This window comes from Candidatus Williamhamiltonella defendens (assembly GCF_900699045.1).
GTDB classification, from domain to species: domain Bacteria; phylum Pseudomonadota; class Gammaproteobacteria; order Enterobacterales; family Enterobacteriaceae; genus Hamiltonella; species Hamiltonella defensa_A.
Window position 1 is genome coordinate 1 of record NZ_CAADHL010000007.1, and the last position, 19,450, is coordinate 19,450.

At 37.4% G+C, this 19,450-nt stretch carries 14 protein-coding genes, 1 tRNA gene and 2 pseudogenes; 5 read left to right on the plus strand and 12 right to left on the minus strand.

From position 1 onward, the window contains the following. The first annotated feature begins 103 nt into the window (after nucleotides 1-103). From CICURV3402_RS05950 to fumC, 3 genes are all read left to right on the plus strand, one after another. Nucleotides 104-176: transfer RNA gene (locus tag CICURV3402_RS05950), tRNA-Trp, on the plus strand. Between the two features lie 1,781 nt (nucleotides 177-1,957). Continuing rightward, nucleotides 1,958-3,019 (plus strand): quinolinate synthase NadA, encoded by a 1,062-nt coding sequence (gene nadA, locus CICURV3402_RS05955; RefSeq protein WP_158380235.1) that lies wholly within the window; start codon nucleotides 1,958-1,960, stop codon nucleotides 3,017-3,019. Nucleotides 3,020-3,042: 23 nt separating this feature from the next. Next, on the plus strand, nucleotides 3,043-4,440 hold the full coding sequence (gene fumC / locus CICURV3402_RS05960; protein WP_158380236.1) for a class II fumarate hydratase: 1,398 nt from the start codon (nucleotides 3,043-3,045) through the stop codon (nucleotides 4,438-4,440). 86 nt (nucleotides 4,441-4,526) lie between these two features. Here fumC and CICURV3402_RS05965 read toward each other — a convergent pair whose 3' ends face one another. Further along, a complete protein-coding gene (locus CICURV3402_RS05965) occupies nucleotides 4,527-5,318 on the minus strand; it encodes an inositol monophosphatase family protein (protein ID WP_158380237.1) in 792 nt (263 codons plus the stop codon). Nucleotides 5,319-5,481: 163 nt separating this feature from the next. Between CICURV3402_RS05965 and trmJ the strand changes: the two genes are divergently transcribed. Beyond that, nucleotides 5,482-6,213: a tRNA (cytosine(32)/uridine(32)-2'-O)-methyltransferase TrmJ gene (trmJ, locus tag CICURV3402_RS05970; RefSeq protein WP_187306996.1), complete on the plus strand. Its 732-nt coding sequence runs from the start codon at nucleotides 5,482-5,484 to the stop codon at nucleotides 6,211-6,213. Between the two features lie 154 nt (nucleotides 6,214-6,367). Here trmJ and gyrB read toward each other — a convergent pair whose 3' ends face one another. The 4 genes from gyrB to dnaA form a co-directional block, all read right to left on the minus strand. After that, entirely contained in the window at nucleotides 6,368-8,782 is a 2,415-nt protein-coding gene (gene gyrB / locus CICURV3402_RS05975) for a DNA topoisomerase (ATP-hydrolyzing) subunit B (protein WP_158380239.1), read from the minus strand. 18 nt (nucleotides 8,783-8,800) lie between these two features. Then, nucleotides 8,801-8,929: a hypothetical protein gene (locus tag CICURV3402_RS07280; RefSeq protein WP_268904322.1), complete on the minus strand. Its 129-nt coding sequence runs from the start codon at nucleotides 8,927-8,929 to the stop codon at nucleotides 8,801-8,803. Between the two features lie 950 nt (nucleotides 8,930-9,879). Next, complete coding sequence (gene dnaN / locus CICURV3402_RS05980) at nucleotides 9,880-10,986, minus strand: DNA polymerase III subunit beta (RefSeq protein ID WP_158380240.1); 1,107 nt, start codon at nucleotides 10,984-10,986, stop codon at nucleotides 9,880-9,882. A gap of 16 nt (nucleotides 10,987-11,002) precedes the next feature. Next, nucleotides 11,003-12,355 carry a chromosomal replication initiator protein DnaA gene (gene dnaA, locus CICURV3402_RS05985; RefSeq protein ID WP_158380261.1) on the minus strand — a complete coding sequence of 451 codons (1,353 nt, stop codon included), beginning with the start codon at nucleotides 12,353-12,355 and terminating at the stop codon, nucleotides 11,003-11,005. Nucleotides 12,356-12,663: 308 nt separating this feature from the next. Between dnaA and coaA the strand changes: the two genes are divergently transcribed. Further along, nucleotides 12,664-13,614, plus strand: coding sequence for a type I pantothenate kinase (gene coaA, locus CICURV3402_RS05990; protein WP_158380241.1), 951 nt, complete (start codon nucleotides 12,664-12,666; stop codon nucleotides 13,612-13,614). 7 nt (nucleotides 13,615-13,621) lie between these two features. Here the strand turns inward: coaA and tatC are convergent. From tatC to tldD, 7 genes and pseudogenes are all read right to left on the minus strand, one after another. Continuing rightward, a pseudogene (tatC, locus tag CICURV3402_RS07015) lies at nucleotides 13,622-14,157 on the minus strand (twin-arginine translocase subunit TatC); the annotation flags it as partial. Between the two features lie 4 nt (nucleotides 14,158-14,161). Next, nucleotides 14,162-14,251, minus strand: a pseudogene (locus CICURV3402_RS07400) (twin-arginine translocase TatA/TatE family subunit); the annotation flags it as partial. Between the two features lie 23 nt (nucleotides 14,252-14,274). Beyond that, complete coding sequence (ubiB, locus tag CICURV3402_RS05995; RefSeq protein WP_158380242.1) at nucleotides 14,275-15,906, minus strand: ubiquinone biosynthesis regulatory protein kinase UbiB; 1,632 nt, start codon at nucleotides 15,904-15,906, stop codon at nucleotides 14,275-14,277. After that, nucleotides 15,903-16,511, minus strand: a complete 609-nt coding sequence (locus CICURV3402_RS06000) for a ubiquinone biosynthesis accessory factor UbiJ (RefSeq protein ID WP_158380243.1) — start codon at nucleotides 16,509-16,511, stop codon at nucleotides 15,903-15,905. Before CICURV3402_RS06000 ends, ubiB begins: the two co-directional genes overlap by 4 nt. Before the next feature lie 52 nt (nucleotides 16,512-16,563). After that, nucleotides 16,564-17,325 (minus strand): bifunctional demethylmenaquinone methyltransferase/2-methoxy-6-polyprenyl-1,4-benzoquinol methylase UbiE, encoded by a 762-nt coding sequence (gene ubiE / locus CICURV3402_RS06005; protein WP_158380244.1) that lies wholly within the window; start codon nucleotides 17,323-17,325, stop codon nucleotides 16,564-16,566. Nucleotides 17,326-17,340: 15 nt separating this feature from the next. After that, complete coding sequence (locus CICURV3402_RS06010; RefSeq protein ID WP_158380245.1) at nucleotides 17,341-17,856, minus strand: DedA family protein; 516 nt, start codon at nucleotides 17,854-17,856, stop codon at nucleotides 17,341-17,343. A 101-nt stretch (nucleotides 17,857-17,957) separates the two neighbouring features. Next, nucleotides 17,958-19,403 (minus strand): metalloprotease TldD, encoded by a 1,446-nt coding sequence (gene tldD, locus CICURV3402_RS06015; RefSeq protein ID WP_158380246.1) that lies wholly within the window; start codon nucleotides 19,401-19,403, stop codon nucleotides 17,958-17,960. Nucleotides 19,404-19,450 lie beyond the last annotated feature (47 nt).

Below are 19,450 nucleotides of genomic sequence, written 5' to 3' on the forward strand. Positions count from 1 at the left end.
TCCCCATGTGAGACTAGGACACCGCCAGGCTCCTTATATAAGCATCTAAAATGTTTAGATGCAAGCCCTTCTGTTGAGGATATACTTACCGAAAAGATATTTTAGGGGTGTAGTTCAATTGGTAGAGTACCGGTCTCCAAAACCGGGAGTTGGGAGTTCGAATCTCCCCATCACTGCTATCATTAATACAAAATTTTAAATTTCATCTCATATCTTCAACTATTTACAACAGTGTTGACCCATGATTACGATGGGTGCTCCTTTTAAGATAATTAAAATCATTCAAAAATCGTTGAAATATCTTCGGACTTCGTCTTCTGACTTCAATAACATTGAGCACACATATACCCACGATAAAGCTTGACGTATTAATATGTTCAAGTGCTTCCTGTATAAAAGAAACTGAATCTGAAAGCACTATGATTCAAGGAAATAGAAAGAGAGGGTATTTCAAAAATAAATTTATGAAATCTGATGAATAATCAAACTAACTGCATGCTTTTATAAAATAGAAACTTTCGAGTATTTTAAAAATAGAAAATGATTTTCATAACATTATTTATCGTAAGTTTTCGCGCGGTTGGCTCTTAAACCACTAGGTAGAGGAAAACACTTCATCATCAAGGTTTTCTTGCGAAAATCAGGGCTAAGGTTAAACATTCTTTTTGGGTATTACAGTGCCTCTCATGCGCCCTTGATACTAAAAATGCGCTAGAGGGCACTATACCGTTAAAAGAAAACGTATTAATCTACTTTATTATTAGATTGTTTTTAGGTTTTCAATGATTCTATAAACGTTATAAATAAAAATAATTTTCTTTTTTTACATTTTATATTTTTCAGCATATTTTATATCAAAAAAATTATTTTTATTAATTAAATAATATATTTTTCTATGCTCTCTTGAAAAATTTTATAGGAACAGATTAATTTTGATCATCTTATAGATGAAAGACCGCGTTTTTTGTAAAAATTTATTAAATACTTCAATTAAAATATTCAAATATAATTTATATATTTTAATTGAGTGGTTATGCATATAAAAATTCTGTTTTTCTACAAATAGAAAATATGTTTTTGAGATACCATCAAAAAAATACTTTTTAAATAAGGTGAAAAATTATTTCAAAAAAATAAAAAATTTAAATAACAATATTCAATTAAATAATTTTTTAAATTTTAAAAATAGATGTACGTCCTCAAGGAGAAATTTTTCTAAATTATTCAAGAAAATCAAATGCATAAATTTTAAAACAGTGATCCAGTATCGAAATAAATACAATGCGCTTTAAAATGGGCGCATACAAATAAAAAAGAAAAAGTAACTGGAATAGCGATAGCCTTCGTTTTATTTGAAAATATTAAATCTGAATTAGATAATTTTCTAGGAATTTCAAAAATCAAAAATATATGTGAAGAGAATGGGAAAGATCATGGTTTTAATAATAAAATTCTACAGATGATTTGCTAAAACAGATTTTAAGGTCTTGTAGATCAAGCTGCTTTTTACATACTTCAACAGGAACTTTTCGGAAAAACTAATTTGACATATGTTAATATAGCAAGTATTTGTAAAAACAATAATTACAAGATAGATCGATATTATCATTATTTATTTAAATGACATGGTCTTTCAACATATAACGATTAAGAGATCAAAAGTTTTTTAAACTCATTAAAAGCAGATAAAAAACTGCATGCCTGAGTCGTTAGAGAAATTTTATAATAAGATTTTTTAGTCAAACATGAAATTTGTTGATTGGTCTTTAAAGATAAGATTCGCATTCATAAATATTCGAATTACTTTGTCATACATTCCTCTTTAAAAACATTGACTTTGCACAACAATCAATAAATTGAATACATGAGTACCTTTTGATTATTGAAAATTTGATTCAACAAGTGCAATCTGTATGGCATTTAATGCAAAAATTGAACGATGTATAAGCGATGACCTATGTTAGATCTAAATTCAACTGATTATCTGTTCCCTACTGCTCCCGTTTCATTAAGCCATGATGAAACCGTATTTTATCGTGAAAAAATCACAGGATTGTTAAAAAAATGGAAGGCAGTATTGATCGCGCACTATTACACCAGCCCAGATATTCAATCTTTGGCAGAAGAAACAGGGGGCTGTGTTGCCGACTCATTAGAAATGGCGCGTTTTGGTTTCCATCATCCTACATCGACTTTACTGGTTGCCGGCGTTCGGTTTATGGGGGAAACAGCTAAAATTTTGAGCCCAGAAAAAACGGTATTGATGCCGACGTTAAAAGCGGAATGCTCTTTGGATTTAGGTTGCCCTGCCGATGCATTTAGCGCTTTTTGTGATGCTTATTCTGATCGTACCGTGGTAGTCTACGCTAACACCTCGGCTGCAGTCAAAGCAAGAGCAGATTGGGTTGTCACCTCGAGTATTGCGGTGGAATTGATAGAACATCTGGACGATTTAGGGAAAAAAATCATTTGGGCGCCAGATAAACATTTAGGACATTATATTCAAAAAAAAACGGGAGCTGATATCCTTTGTTGGCAAGGGGCTTGTATTGTTCATGATGAATTTAAAACACAGGCCTTATTTCAAATGAAGGCACTGTATCCTGACGCGGCGGTGTTAGTGCACCCAGAATCTCCTCAAACGGTAATCGAGTTGGCAGATGCCGTAGGATCAACCAGCCAACTGATCCAAGCAGCCAAAAGCTTACCTAATCAAACATTAATCCTTGCAACAGACCGAGGCATTTTTTATAAAATGCAGCAAATATGTCCTGATAAAACGCTACTGGCCGCCCCTACAGCCGGTGAAGGCGCAACATGTAAAAGTTGTGCTCATTGCCCTTGGATGGCAATGAATGATTTACAAGCCATGGCCGAGGCACTAGAAGTACAGGGCCGCCCTTATGAAATTTTTGTTGAAAAAGGATTGATTGAAAAAGCATTGATTCCTTTAAATCGCATGTTAGAATTTACCAATTCATTAAAATCCTCTTTTAAGAGCCCCTTAAAAAGGATTTAATCCTAATATCAACCGGAGTCTTTATGCTCATAAAACGTATTGAAAAAGATGCCATGGGTTCTATAGAAGTACCGGATAGACAATTATGGGGGGCTCAAACTCAGCGTTCATTGCAGCATTTTTCTATTTCTACTGAAAAAATACCAGTTTTATTAATTGAAGCGCTCGCTATCGTAAAATATGCCACCGCTAAAGTGAATATCGATTTGGGATGTTTAGAAAAAACAAAGGGCGAGGCCATTATGAAAGCCGCTCAAGAAATTATAGAAAAAAAACATATTGACGAATTCCCTCTATCTGTTTGGCAAACAGGATCTGGCACACAAACCAATATGAATATCAATGAAGTTCTCGCCAATAGAGCCAGTGAACTTTTAGGCGGGAAAAGAGGCATGGCGTGTTTGGTCCATCCTAATGACGATGTGAATAAAAGCCAAAGTTCTAATGATGTTTTTCCAACTGCCATGCACATATCTGTGGTGTGTGCGCTTAAGAAAAATTTATTATTGCAATTAAAAATATTACAAAAAACTTTTCAAGAACAATCAGCTGAGTTCAATTCTATTGTGAAAATCGGCCGTACGCATTTGCAAGATGCCACGCCGCTCAGTTTAGGCCAAGAAATATCAGGTTGGGCCGCGATGTTATCTCATAGCATCGATCATATCCAAGACACTTTACCGCATCTTTATGAGATAGCATTAGGCGGGACAGCCGTAGGCACTGGGTTAAATACACATCCAGAATATGCTGAACGTGTCGCGCAAAAAATCGCAGAGATGACAAAAGAGCCCTTTGTCAGTGCGACAAATAAATTTGAAGCGTTGGCGACCTGTGATGCATTAGTGCATGGACATGGTGCCATAAAAGGTCTGTCCGCGTCATTAATGAAAATTGCCAATGATATCAGATGGCTTGCATCTGGCCCTCGTTCGGGGATTGGCGAAATCATCATTCCTGAAAATGAGCCTGGCAGCTCGATCATGCCAGGTAAAGTCAATCCTACCCAATGTGAAGCCATGACCATGTTATGTGCCCAGGTGATGGGAAATGATGTCGCGATTAACATTGGAGGTGCTTCAGGTAATTTTGAATTGAATGTATTCCGCCCCATGATTATTTATAATTATCTGCAATCTATAGCATTATTATCAGATGGCATACATGGGTTTAACCAATATTGTGCAAAAGATATTCAACCTAACAGAACACGTATCACACAGTTATTAAATAATTCACTGATGTTAGTGACGGCGCTAAATACGCATATTGGTTATGACAAAGCGGCGGATATTGCGACGTTAGCACATAAAAAAGGTCTTACGCTTAAAGCGTCGGCGTTAACATTAGGCTATCTGACGGAGGAACAGTTTGAAAAGTGGGTGTGTCCAGAAGATATGGTCGGAAACAAAAAAATATAGTTTTTATTAGATTTGATAGGGCCCCTCCTTGTTTTTTATATAGGGGGCGCTAAAATAGTTTAAAAAAGACATACAGTTTTATTTTTCTATTCTTTGTCCATTTTTATTTCAGCTATAGCTTTCAGTAACGCTTTGATCATTATGGGGTGAGCCGCAATGATATTTTCAGAGATCTCATAATCATGGCCCCCTGCAAGGTCGGTGACAAGCCCACCTGCCTCACTCACCAACATTTCCCCTCCCCAAAAATCTTGTTTTTTAATGGAGATAGCAAAAAAACTATCCAAACGGCCTGCGGCGACATAGGCAAAATCGAGGGCAGATGAGCCAGAACAATGAAAATTTATTTTTTTGTTGATAAGCAACATGATCAATTGGCTCAGCTCATGTGGTGCGTGCTTTTTTTGCTCGATAGAGAAAAGAGTACTGATTGTACTGCCTGTGAGATCCTTCTTTTTATTATTAATGCGGAGACGATAACCATTAAGTTGAGCACCTTGTCCTCGAGTGGTAGTAAATAATTCATTACGAATAGGATCATACACGATGGCTATTTCTGTCCGTCTTTTGACACGTAAAGCAATAGAAATAGAAAAATGAGGGAGGCGTTTCAGGAAATTATTTATACCGTTTATTGGATCCACTATCCAATGAATATCAGACTCTTTCTCTGGTACCGCATCGTTATATTTTATAGTCACAATGTGAGTAGGATAGGATTGATGAATTGTTTCAATAATCCTCTGCGCTGCTTTTTGTTGCACAAAAGAGACAAACTCATTATTTTCTTCATTATAAGAGGGAGTTTCATAACATTTAGCAATAAAATTCCCTGCTTTTCGGGTCGCGCGTATGGCGATATTGAGTATCGGGTGCATTGATTGGTATCCATAAACAGATGTTAAAGAGCAAGAGGTCTATAAATCAAGAACCCATAGCCAAAAGCGGGCGAGTATACACATTTTAATAAAATCATGAAAGAGGGGCAAACTTCATCATGCGATAAGATTTGCTTTTTAACTGAGTATTTTTATGGTTCGTATATTGCATAATATTCGTATTGTTTTGGTTGAAACCTCTCACCCCGGCAATATAGGCTCTGTCGCAAGAGCAATGAAAACCATGGGATTGAGTAATCTCTATTTAGTTAATCTATCTAAAAAACCGGACGCAAAAACCATAGCATTAGCGGCCGGGGCCGCTGATTTGATCGAGCGGGCTACTCTGGTAGCCAATCTGGATACTGCCTTGGCTGAATGTAATCTGGTGATAGGTGCCAGCGCACGTTCACGAACTTTATCTTGGCCGGAAATAGATCCTAAACAATGCGCACTATATAGTCTTCATCAGGCTGAGAGTGGCCCTGTTGCATTAGTGTTTGGTTGTGAGCGGACAGGTTTGAGCAATCTCGAATTGCAAAAATGCCACTATCATGTGTTCATCCCAACTAACCCAGAATACAGCTCGCTGAATTTAGCAATGGCAGTCCAAATTTTGTGTTATGAAATTAGACGTGCTTATTTAAAAAGCGCCTCTGAATCTCAGATATCAAAAATACCCAATTACCCTTTAGTCAAAGGGTTAGAATGTTTTTATCAACATTTAGAAGAAGTTTTGCTGCACGTTGGTTTTATTCATCCGGCTCGTCCAAGACAAATAATGCATCAGTTACGACGATTATTTACACGTGCTCGACTAGAGAATAAGGAGCTCAATATTCTACGCGGTATATTAACCTGTATTAAAAAATCTCAAATAAATTCAAAAAAATAATGTATTTTATCAACAAGACGCACATTTAGCTTAAAATATTAATCGACTATGTCGATTATATGCGATTTGGTATGCCGGCGTTGTGCCATCTATCTATTTTTTCCATTCATTCATTCGAATACGCTCGTACTATTAGGGAAGCCTGAAATTAACTTTAAATATCAATATTAGTTGCTTTTAAAGCGTTCTCTTCGATAAAATTTCGTCTAGGTTCTACCGCATCTCCCATTAATGTTGTAAACAATTGATCTGCGGCGATCGCATCGTTTATCCTGACCTGTAGCATACGGCGCGTTTTGGGATCCATGGTGGTTTCCCAGAGCTGGCTCGGATTCATTTCTCCCAATCCTTTGTAGCGCTGAATGGCTAAGCCACGACGAGATTCTTTCATCAGCAAATCTATGGCCTCTTCAAAACTGTTGATACAGATCTTTTTTTCTCCTCGTTGAAGGAAAGCACCAGGTTCTAACAGATCTCGTAATTGATCGCCCCAGTAACAAATTTTTTGATATTCGCCACTTTGAATAAAATGCAGATCGAGCAGATAGTCCGTATCAACACCATGGGTACGAATCCTCAATACAGGGTCATATATTTTCTTCTCTATATTTTTATTTAACACAAAAATATAATGACTGCATTGCGTTTCTTTTTCGTTTAATTTATCCACTAGAAGCGTCATCCAAGCTTGAAGTTTTTCAGGATCTTTGAGATCGTTTTCATGTAAGGTTGGTTGATAGATCATCTGATTTAAAAGCGCCCGAGGATATCGACGTTCCATTCGATTAAGCGTTTTTTGCACACTATAGTGTTGATGCAAAAATTTTTCGAGCGAGGAACTAGAAAACGCAGGTGCCTGTGGATGAGTATGAAATTCGACGCCTTCCAAAGCTAAAGACATCTGGTAGTTTTCCATGGCATCATCATCTTTGATGTATTTTTCTTGCTTGCCTTTTTTTACTTTGTATAAAGGAGGTTGTGCAATAAAAATATGTCCTCGTTCAATCAATTCAGGCATTTGTCGGTAAAAAAAAGTCAACAATAAAGTACGGATATGTGAGCCATCGATATCCGCATCCGTCATAATAATAATGCTGTGGTAACGTAATTTGTCTGGATTATATTCGTCTCTGCCTATCCCACAACCTAAGGCCGTGATGAGCGTAGCGACTTCTTCAGAAGCTAGCATTTTGTCAAAACGCGCTTTCTCTACGTTCAAGATTTTTCCCTTTAAAGGCAAAATGGCTTGATTTTTACGGTTTCGGCCCTGTTTTGCAGATCCGCCTGCTGAGTCGCCTTCTACCAGATAAATTTCAGATAAAGCCGGATTACGCTCTTGGCAATCCGCCAATTTCCCAGGCAAACCGGCGAGGTCTAAGGTACCTTTCCGTCTTGTCATTTCACGAGCTTTACGAGCCGCTTCACGGGCACGCGCCGCATCGATAATTTTATTGACAATTGTTTTTGCATCAGAGGGATTTTCAAGAAGATACTCGACCAGTTTTTCATTCATCAAGGTTTCAACCGCTGTTTTGACCTCAGAAGATACCAGCTTGTCTTTTGTTTGAGAGGAAAATTTGGGATCCGGCACTTTGACTGAAATGACTGCGATTAAACCTTCACGCGCATCGTCTCCAGTCGCATTGATTTTTGATTTTTTGCTGAAACCTTCTTTTTCAATATAACTGTTCATAGTGCGGGTCATCGCGGCTCGGAAACCGACCAAATGGGTTCCGCCATCTCTCTGTGGGATGTTATTGGTAAAGCAGTAAATGTTTTCCTGAAAGCCATCATTCCACTGCAGAGCGACTTCTACACCAATGTCATCTTTAACCGTCGAAAAATAAAATACCTTTGGGTGAATGGGGGTTTTATTTTTGTTTAAATATGTCACAAAAGCTTGAATACCACCGTCATAGTGAAAATGCTTTTCTTGATCGTTACGTTTGTCTTGAAGGCAAATGAAAACACCAGAATTGAGAAAAGACAGCTCACGTAGACGTTTTGCCAAAATATCGTATTGAAATTCCGTTTGGTTGGTAAAGGTTTTCATGCTCGGCCAAAAACGGACCTTAGTTCCTGTTAATTCCGTTTTACCCATCACTTTTAAAGGCGATTTCGGCTCACCCATGACATAAGTTTGTTGGTGTATCGAGCCTTCACGAGAAATAGTTAGCTCTAATTTTTCAGATAAGGCGTTCACCACTGAAACCCCTACACCATGCAATCCGCCTGACACTTTATAGGAGTTGTCATCAAATTTACCGCCAGCATGTAAGACAGTCATGATAACCTCGGCTGCCGAAACTCCTTCTTCCTCGTGCATACCGGTCGGAATGCCTCGACCATCATCTTCTACTGACACAGAATTATCATCATGAATAAGGACCGTGATTTTTTTACAATATCCAGCAAGGGATTCGTCGATCGCATTATCCACAACCTCAAACACCATATGGTGTAAACCAGTTCCATCATCTGTATCACCAATATACATCCCTGGACGTTTACGAACGGCATCCAGCCCTTTTAATACCTTGATATTTGATGAATCATAAGTATTTGACATTCAGTTTCTCTCTTAATTTTAACTGTATGATTGAAGCGCTATTTTGCCGTCTTCGACAAGAAATATTTTTGCGGTGTCATTGACCATGTCAACGATAGCTTCGTTGTTGATGGTATTGATAAAAAATTGCGCTTGAGTTGATTTCAAACATTCGATTCATAATTGTCCTCTAGTCGCATCTAATTCAGAAGGAAAATCATCAAACAAATAAAAAATTTAGCCCAGGTTGCTGGGTCAATAATTTTCCCTATGTTAATCTAAGTGCGCAGATCAATAATTTTATCTGGCCTCTTAATAATACATTTTATACCGTTTTGCCCTCTGTTCTGACACGAAAATCTGTTTTATGAGAGCCATAGCTTGCTGTAAGCTAGTATTTTATTGCGTTCAAACTGCTTTTTTAATAACTCGTCATATGCCAGATTCAGATCCCATCCCCGTTGCAAAGAGAAGTTCCGTGACAGCTTCAGCAGTAATATCGGGTACAAGCATTTCAATGTATTTTTTCGCCATTCTCTGACATCTGTAGATAGAGGAATCAGTTCTTTATCCCAAAGATAGATATGATCATAACAGTTTATGCTCTGTAATAAGGTGTTACGTTGTCTGAGTGATTTTTGAAAATTTGCCTATATATTAAAAAACTCGGATTTATGATGGAAATAGTCTAAATCCAGAAAAGCTTGCCGAAACTTAGGGCCGCTAAAGAGTAAAGAAAAACCTTCAGGTGTCATGAATTATATCGGAAGCATTGTCGCTAAATTATCGCACGTATGTCTGCTCGATTCATCGATACGTACTTGTGTTTCGCCTTGACGATTTTTGCTTAACCTGATGACCGCGGTTGCATGAGCTTTTTAGCCTCGCATGCGGCATAAAATCATGAGTATCATGACGAATAAGATATCCCGTTGGTGAAGTGCGCAATATATTACCATGATACAAAGTATAAATAGCTTCTAGTAAGTTGGTTTTACCTGAGTCATTCCTGCCGATAAAAAATTAAATTTTATTCCCAAAAATAGGCCTGCGTAAGCGATTTTACGAAAAATACGAATTAGTAATCGTGTTCATGTCATTGAATACTCATATCAACATTAAAGCCGCATCGGCATGAGAATATAGCTCACCATCTGACTTACATGATCTTCAATTTGCAGGCTACTGGCCGCATTAATCAACAGAAAACGGACTTTGTCACATTTCAAAATGTTGAGAATATCGAGTATATAACTTACGTTTAAACCAATTTCGAGTGCTTCTCCCTCGTATTCAATATCTACAATTTCTTCTGCTTCTTCTTGTTCCGGATTATTAGCCGTTATTTTTAGTTGATTATGGCTTAGATAAAGTCGTACACCCCGAAATTTTTCGTTCGATAAAATAGCCACTCTGGAAAAAGCTTGCTTGAGAAGGTCACATTTTGCTTCAAGTATTTTATTCGGATTTTTTGGAAGAACCCGACGATAATCAGGGAAACGCGCATCGATTAATTTACAGGTGAAGGTCAAATTATCCAGATGAGCTCGAATGTTATGCTCACCGATATGCAACTTTATAGGATGAACGCTAGTCTCTAATAAACGTCCTAATTCTATCACTCCTTTACGAGGAACTATGACTGAATAGGAAGGTAAAGTCTCATTTATAGACATAGAACACACTGCCAAACGATGTCCGTCCGTTGCAACGGTACGTAACTCTTTATTTTCTGTTTCGAAGAACATTCCGTTGAGATAATAACGGACATCTTGATGTGCCATAGAAAACTGAGTGAGATCAATTAATTTTTTTAATGTTTCTTGGGGTAACGAAAATGCGACCTGAGTTTTCCAATCCCCTAAATTAGGGAAACCAGATGAGGGTAAAGTAGAAAGCGAAAATCGACTTCGCCCTGAATAGACAAGTAAGCGATCACCATCTAAGGTTACGGTGATGGTCGATCCTTCTAACAATCCTCTCCAAATATCAAAAAACTTGCGAGCGGGAACGGTGGTAGAACCTGACTCATGCAAATCAGAATGAGATAAAACCACTCGAACGACCATCTCCATTTGTAGATCAGTAGCTGTCAAAAACAACATATTCTCATTGACCTGTAATAGTAAGTTTCCAAGAATAGGCATCGCTGGACGCGCGGATAAAGGGCTGATAACCTGTTGTAATGGTTTTAATAGATGTTCACGCTCAATAATAAATTTCATGTCATCGTTTTATATACTAGGAGGATAATGTTCGAATTAGATTAGAAAAATCTTCTTTCATGTTATGACTTTCTTCACACAATTGTTCTATTTTTCGGCAAGCGTGCAGTACAGTGGTGTGATCGCGTCCCCCAAACGCATTGCCAATTTCAGGAAGACTATGATTGGTGAGTTCTTTAGCTAAAGCCATCGCCATTTGACGTGGTCGGGCGATGAAACGTGAACGCCTTTTGGAAAGTAAATCAGCGACCTTAATTTTATAATACGCGGCAACTGTTCTTTGAACATTATCAATGGTGACCAACTTTTCCTGCAGGGCTAATAAATCCCGTAAAGCGTCTCGTACAAAATCGATAGTAATCGCCTTGCCTGTGAAATTTGCGTTCGCCATCACCCTGTTCAAAGCACCTTCAAGTTCACGTACATTAGATCGTAAACGTTTAGCGATGAAAAAAGATACTTCTCCTGGTAACCGAATATTATTTTCATCCGCCTTTTTCATTAAAATCTCTACGCGTGTTTCAAGTTCTGGGGGGGCAATTGCCACGGTTAATCCCCAACCAAAACGAGATTTAAGCCGATCTTCGACTCCATTAATCTCTTTAGGATAACGATCAGACGTCAAAATAATTTGCTGCTTGCCTTCTAATAAGGCATTAAAAGTGTGAAAGAACTCTTCTTGAGAACGTGCTTTATTGGCAAAAAATTGAATGTCATCTATTAACAAGGCATCGACAGAACGATAATAGCGTTTAAATTCTTCGATCGCATTATTTTGTAACGCTTTAACCATGTCTTGCACAAAGCGTTCAGAGTGCATATATACTACTTTTGCTTTAGTTTTATGCGCAATAATGCCATTGCCTACAGCGTGCAATAAATGTGTTTTTCCAAGACCTGTGTCGCCATATAAAAAAAGAGGATTATAAGCACCTCCTGGGTTACCAGAGACCTGTATTGCGGCAGCTCGAGCTAACTGATTGGATTTACCCTCTACGAAAGTATCAAAGGTGTTTTTAAGATTGACATTAGATCGATAAACATACCCAGATTTAATAGGGGAAGGCTCCCAACTTGATTTTAAAGAAGTTGGTCGGTTCGTTGCAGAGTCGATTGGGGGGGATGATTTATTCCCTACTTCAAAGCGAAGAGACGGCATTTCATGAGGAGAAAAATCATTTAATAAATGATAAATATGATGAATATATTTATCCCGAACCCAATCCAAAACAAAACGATTAGGTGCATAAAACGTTAAAGTATTGTCGATCAATTCCACCTGTATAGGGCGTATCCACATACTAAATTCTGTGGCAGGTAATTCGTCTTGTAATCTGGCAAGACATTGCTGCCAAAGCGAAAGTGACACGGCAAACTCCATTCAAACAAAACTCATTAAAAGATTTTCTGTCATTGTACCACATTGATCACAGGCTACCTTGACGATGCTCTTCTGCTACAGTGCGACAAACACTTTGAGCTTCATGCCGAGGGATATAGAATATAGCGTTTTATACAAGACAAGATCATACCTGAAACTCAAAAATAGATCTTCTTCCATGAAGATAAAACAGATGGCTAAAATTTTTTATTAAGGTATAGATTTCTTCGTAATAGGATTGATGAGATGTACTATAGATGTCATTTAGAAATCCTGACAATGAGTAAAGTCAATTGATGAATCCAAAAAACGCCCATTTGGCAACGCATTACTTACAGTTTGATCGAGCTCAATGGGCTTCATTGCGTGATTCTGTTCCATTAATATTCACAGAAGAAGAAATTATCAGGTTAAGGGGGATTAATGAAAATCTTTCGTTAGAAGAAGTGGCTGCTATTTATTTACCTCTGTCCAGATTATTAAATTTTTATATTAGTTCAAATTTACGGCAGAAGGAGATTCTAGAAGAATTTTTAGGTACTCACAAGCAAAACGTGCCCTACGTTATTGGTATTGCCGGCAGTGTTGCTGTTGGTAAAAGTACAACAGCACGTTTATTACAGGCTTTACTCAGTTGTTGGCCAGAACATCGACGTGTTGAGTTGGTGACAACCGATGGTTTTTTGCATTCAAATAAAGTTTTAACCGAACGAGGGTTAATGAAAAAAAAGGGATTCCCAGAGTCGTACGATATGAAAAATTTGGTTAAGTTTATTTCTAAGATCAAATCTGGCACACCGAAAGTAGAGGCACCTGTTTATTCTCATCTGAGATACGACATTATTCCTCATCAAAAAAAAATAGTTCAACAGCCGGATATTTTGATCTTAGAGGGGTTAAATGTATTACAAAGTGGGATGGATTATCCGCATGATCCTCATCATGTTTTTGTGTCTGATTTTGTAGACTTTTCTATTTATGTCGATGCTTCTTATGATTTATTAGCGCATTGGTATATTAACCGATTTCTTCAATTTCGTCGTGGGGCTTTCTCTAATCCCAATTCTTACTTTCATCATTATGCTCAAATTTGTGAAAAGGAAGCGATAACTGTCGCTCGTCAATTATGGACAGAAATTAATGGATTAAATTTAAATGAAAATATTTTACCGACACGTGAACGAGCCAGTTTGATTATGACTAAGGGCGATAATCATGAGGTAAAAAGCGTGTGGCTTAAAAAATAAACGCTTTTTATGACTGCTGAGGCAAATAGAATTTCGTACTCGACACCCAGATTTCAAACAATAAATAGATCGGAATGACAAGCAAAGTTTGTGAAAATACATCCGTGTTAGAAGCATACCAATGATAAATGCGCCTACGAACACATAAGGGCGGTTTTTCAATTGATCTGGAGTCATCGTTCCCATCTAACAGAATAAAATAATAGCAACTGACACTTTAAAAGAAACACTAAACGCCATAAATAACGTCATGATAAAATCTAGATAGTGATTGATATTTGTAGCGATTAATACCCCCTTTATGGGGTGATTTTACAAAAAAATCAAATGCACGTGGGAATACAATAAAGTAAGCAAATGCTAGCCCACATAAAAAAGCCAGGTTCTTGAAATCACTAATGTCAGCATAAGGCGTCGTTCATTTTTATAAAATACCGGGGTATAAAACCACAGACTTCATAAAGAATGAAAGGCACTGAAATAAATATGGATAGAATTAGAGTCAGTTTAAGAGGCAGCATAAAAAGGAGAAGCAACACCAGTCGTGTGAATATAAGTTTCTCAGCTTATTAGTGCCAAATAATAAAAGTACAATAAGAGCAATAACAAGTACTTACCAGATACTGACTCCTCCCATATTCTATTCCTATGCTTGTAAAATTAATTTAAATATTTCCAACCTTTTAACCACAGAATCCCACCTAAAATATAAAATATCAAGAAAAGAAGCCCATCTTCCATCCACTCTAAGAATACGCCTGCAGTGACTAATATGGCCCCAATGTAAAACAAATAACGGGATTTGCGAGACTGTTTTTTTTCTTTTTGAAATCCAGATATAAATTGATTAACATTACATTGCCATCTTTTATGCTGCTGCAAACTGTCATACAACAAATCAGGAAGCTCAGGCAATTTTTTTGTCCATGATGGGATCTTTTCTTTGAATTGCGATAATGCAGACCGTATTCCTACTTGACTTTTTAACCAATTCTCTAAAAAAGGTTTTGCCGTTGTCCATAAATTAAGCTCAGGATAAAGTTGACGACCTAGTCCTTCGACATAGAACAGAGTTTTTTGCAATAAAATCAATTGAGGCTGTATCTTCATATTAAAACGACTGGCGGTATTAAAAAGATTCACTAAAAAATGACCAAAAGAAATTTCAGCTAAAGGTTTTTTAAAAATAGGTTCGCAAACTGTACGAATAGCGAATTCAAAATCCTCAACATCTGTGTCAACAGGAATCCACCCTGAATCAATATATAATTGCGCCACCCGACGATAATCACGATTAAAAAAAGCCATAAAGTTTTCTGCAAGGTAATGTTTATCTTGTTTATTTAAAGATCCTACAATACCAAAATCAACCGCAATATATTGTGGGTTTTCTGGATTTTCAACATTAACAAAAATATTACCGGGATGCATATCTGCATGAAAAAAACTGTCTCGAAAGACTTGAGTGAAAAAGACTTGAACTCCTCGTTCAGCGAGCAGCTCCATATTGGTGCCCTGATTTTGTAGAGTCGTAATATCTGAAACAGGAATGCCAGAAATACGTTCCATAACCAGCAGATTTTCACGACAATAATCGAAATAAATTTCAGGAATATAAAGCATCTCATTATGTTCAAAATTACGGCGAAATTGCATGGCATTCGCTGCTTCTCGCAAGAGATTCAATTCATTTAATAACGTTTTTTCATATTCTTTGACGAGCTCTTTGGGGCGTAATTGATACCCAAAAGAAAGTAATTTAGGAAGCCATCCGGCTAAACAATACATTAAACTGATGTCGGCTAAGATTACGGCGTGAATATCGGGCCGAATCATTTTAAGCACCACTTCTTTTCCATTTTTCTTTAAGCGGGCAGTGTATACTTGAGCAATCGAAGCCGAAGCGAGTGGATTAAGATCAAAATGTTCAAACCAGGTTTCTAATGTGCCACCTAAAGTAGATTCTATTTGTTGGCGACTAATCAAATCATCAAACGGCTCAACTTGATCTTGTAACAGGGCGAGCTCGTCAATAATATCAGAAGGAAAAATGTCCCGACGAGTGGATATCATTTGCCCAAATTTAATCCAAACAGGCCCTAATCTTTGGAGAGCTAAACGCAAACGTTCACCGAGCGGCTTATCTTTAGCAAGCGATAGGATCCAAAAAAATAATTTACAAACCCCTCGTATTGGAAGGGTAAAACGCGTCCGTGGAATGAGTTCATTTAATTCATAATTAAGAAATACTTTAATAATGAAATATAAACGCCCAATATCTTTTAGCGTCATTGATTTTTTTTCAATCGAGATATCCTGGCGTTCAGCGCCTCGAAATCGAGGCTAATGACACAGACCTCTTTTTTAAAAGACTCAACAGCAAGAGAAGGAGGGATGAGTTTCCATTCTTCTGTGATAGCCTCTGATAAATGACGTTTTTTTCGCTTTAAATGAGAAACTACAAAATCATGGCCTTTACAAAAAAACTGTTTCATTGTTTCTGCGACTAAATCGCCGAAATAAGGAGATAAGCATTCCGCGATATCCCATTCTACAATATCGAGTAACGTGACAGAGTGTTGAATAATATGAATATCGCCTTCTACTATGATCTTCCCTTCACGTATTAATAAAGATAATGTTTCGGGATTTTTCATCAGTTTGAGCAGAGTATCAAAGCGGGTGATAATCGTACAACCAGCTGCATCAGACCAATTAGTAAAAACATCAATGTGATGTTCAGTAAATAAAAATGATAAAGAGAAACTTAATTCACCTAACTGCAGGTTTAATACTTTCCCTGAGAGACGTGAACGAACTACATTGATATATTTGTCATGTAATGATGAGCTATTTAAAGCTCTCTCAAGAAAAGAAGAAAAAAATATTGTCATCATTTTTGGTTCTGTCTTTTTTTCTTTCTCTAATAACAGCACGAAATAAGCCCTCTCAAAATTTAAAACCGCGGTGTAAAGCTACAATACCACCCGTTAAATTCGAATAAGTAACTTGCTCAAATCCTGCATTAATCATCATTAATTTAAGTGTTTCTTGATCAGGATGCATTCGGATAGATTCCGCGAGATAACGATAACTTTGTTCATCTTGAGCAATAATTTTTCCCATTTTAGGTAAGACATGGAATGAATAAACATCATAAATTTTTCTTAACCAAGGAAATACAGGCGCTGAAAATTCAAGCACAAGAAGGCGCCCTCCTGGTTTTAATACCCTCAATATTGAAGACAATGCTTTTTCTTTTGCAGTCACATTTCGTAGACCAAAAGCAAACGTAATACAATCAAAGTAATTATCACAAAAGGGTAATGATTCTGCATTCGCTTGAACGTAATGAATATTATTAATCTTACCCTGATTTCTTATTTTTTCACGGCCTATCATTAACATGGAGGAATTTATATCTGCCAAAATGACTTCACCTTTTTCACCCACCATTCTAGAAAATTTTGCTGTCAAATCTCCGGTGCCACCTGCAAGATCTAATATTTTTTGGCTATGACGTACCGCACTAGATTCAATAGTAAATCTTTTCCAAAGACGATGAATACCAAATGACATCAGATCGTTCATAAGATCATATTTAGCCGCGACAGAATCAAATATATCTGCAACCATATCTGATTTTTTATTTTTATGTACAGTACGAAATCCAAAATGAGTCGTATTATTTTCTTTGTGCCGATCAGTCATTTTTAAAACTCTAGATTAAGCTATCCAATTAGCGAGCCATTGTATACCGAAAGCACCAGGGGCTAATACACCAAATGACCAAATGAGTGCAGAGGTTATATTAGCTAACTGAAAGTAGTATTGAGACATACCACAAATACCGGCTACCAATGGAATAACAGCACGTAAAGGCCCAAAAAAGCGGCCAAGAAAAGCGCCAAAAATACCCCAACGCTCAAAAAATACATGGACACGTTTTAATAAATACGAGTAACGAGACAGAGGCCAAATTGTTGCTATTTTGTCGTTATAACGAGCACCAATCCAGTAAGAAAGCCAGTCTCCTAAAAAAGCGCCCATCACAGCTGAAAGATATATTGGAAAAAAAGGAATGGCACTTTGACCTATTAATGCACCAAAACCAAGTAAAATAAGAGTCGCGGGGAGTAATAAGGAGACAAACGCGAGTGATTCACCAAAAGAGAGAAGAAAAATGATGGGGATCATCCAAATTTGATGCTCAGAAACAAAGTCAGTAATAAATTTTATCATATGATTTAGGTTTTATATTCTTATTGAACTTGAACTGTAAAGAGGTAATAGGCTGCAGCCATTACAAATCTATGCCATACGTTTATATAGATCTTTATAGCCTAGATTGTTCCGCCGACTGTTATTGCCTCTAATTTTAATGTTGGCTGTCCAACTCCGACAGCAACATTTTGTCCATTTTTTCCACAGACACCGACGCCTTTGTCTAAAGTTAAATCATTCCCTACCATAGAAATTTGTTGCATAGCTTCAATGCCAGATCCGATCAAAGTGGCTCCTTTTACAGCATGTGTTATAGATCCGTTTTCAATCAAATAAGCTTCTGAAGTAGAAAATACAAAATCACCAGAAGTAATATTGACTTGCCCACCTAAAAAATTTATCGCGTAAAGACCATATTCGACGCTGCTAATGATCTCTTCTGGCGTTGATTTCCCTGATAACATATAAGTATTTGTCATACGGGGCATCGGCAAATGGGCATAAGATTGACGGCGACCATTACCCGTGGGGGCCACTCCCATCAAAAGGGCATTTAATTTATCTTGCATATAGTTTTTTAAAACCCCATTTTCAATCAACACATTGTATCCCCCTGGGACACCTTCATCATCAATAGCAAGTGAGCCCCTTCGCGCATTTAAGGTGCCATCGTCGACCACAGTGCAGAGCTCAGATGCTACCATTTGGCCTATTTTTCCGCTAAATACAGAGGTTCCCCTACGATTAAAATCACTTTCTAACCCGTGCCCCACTGCTTCATGAAGTAAAACTCCTGGCCACCCGTGACCCAATACGACTGGCATACTCCCTGCGGGAGCAGGGAGCGCTGAAAGATTCACTAAAGCTATTCTGACCGCTTCTTTAGCGAACACCTCTGCTCTGATTTCTCCATTTTCTATCCCTAAAAAATAATCATATCCAAAACGGCCGCCGCCTCCACTGCTCCCTTGTTCACGCTTTCCTTCAGATTCAACGAGCACGTTGACCGATAAACGCACCAATGGTCGTATATCGGCCGCAAGTGTTTCATCTGTTGCGGCCACCAAAATGAGCTCATAAGTGCCAGTTAAACTGGCCGTCACTTGCTGAACCCCTGGATAGGCCGCTCGAGCAACTTTATCCACCTGGTGTAGGATCGCTATTTTTTCTTCTTGGGGGAGACTTTGTAAGGGATCTAAAGCAGGATAAATAATAGGATGCGGATATTTTTTAAATGATATAGATGTTACTTGATGAGGTTGATTTTCTATGTTTCTGGCGGAGCAGGCACTTTTCTGTAATGTGTTCAATGTAATTTGATCTGCATAAGAAAAACCTGTTTTTTCGCCACTGATAGCCCGTACTCCGACCCCCTGATCTATATTATAGATACCTTCTTTAATAATACTATCTTCAATAATCCAAGCTTCATGATAAGTGGATTGAAAATAAAGATCTGCGTAGCTCAACTTCTTTTCTGATAGTTGGCCTAATACCTGATATAAATGTTGATCATTTAATTTATTAGCAGCAAGTAGCTGCTCGCTGACAAAGTTAAGAGGCATATGTATCACTCATTATTTTTATTGTTAAAAAATTATAATACCTATTC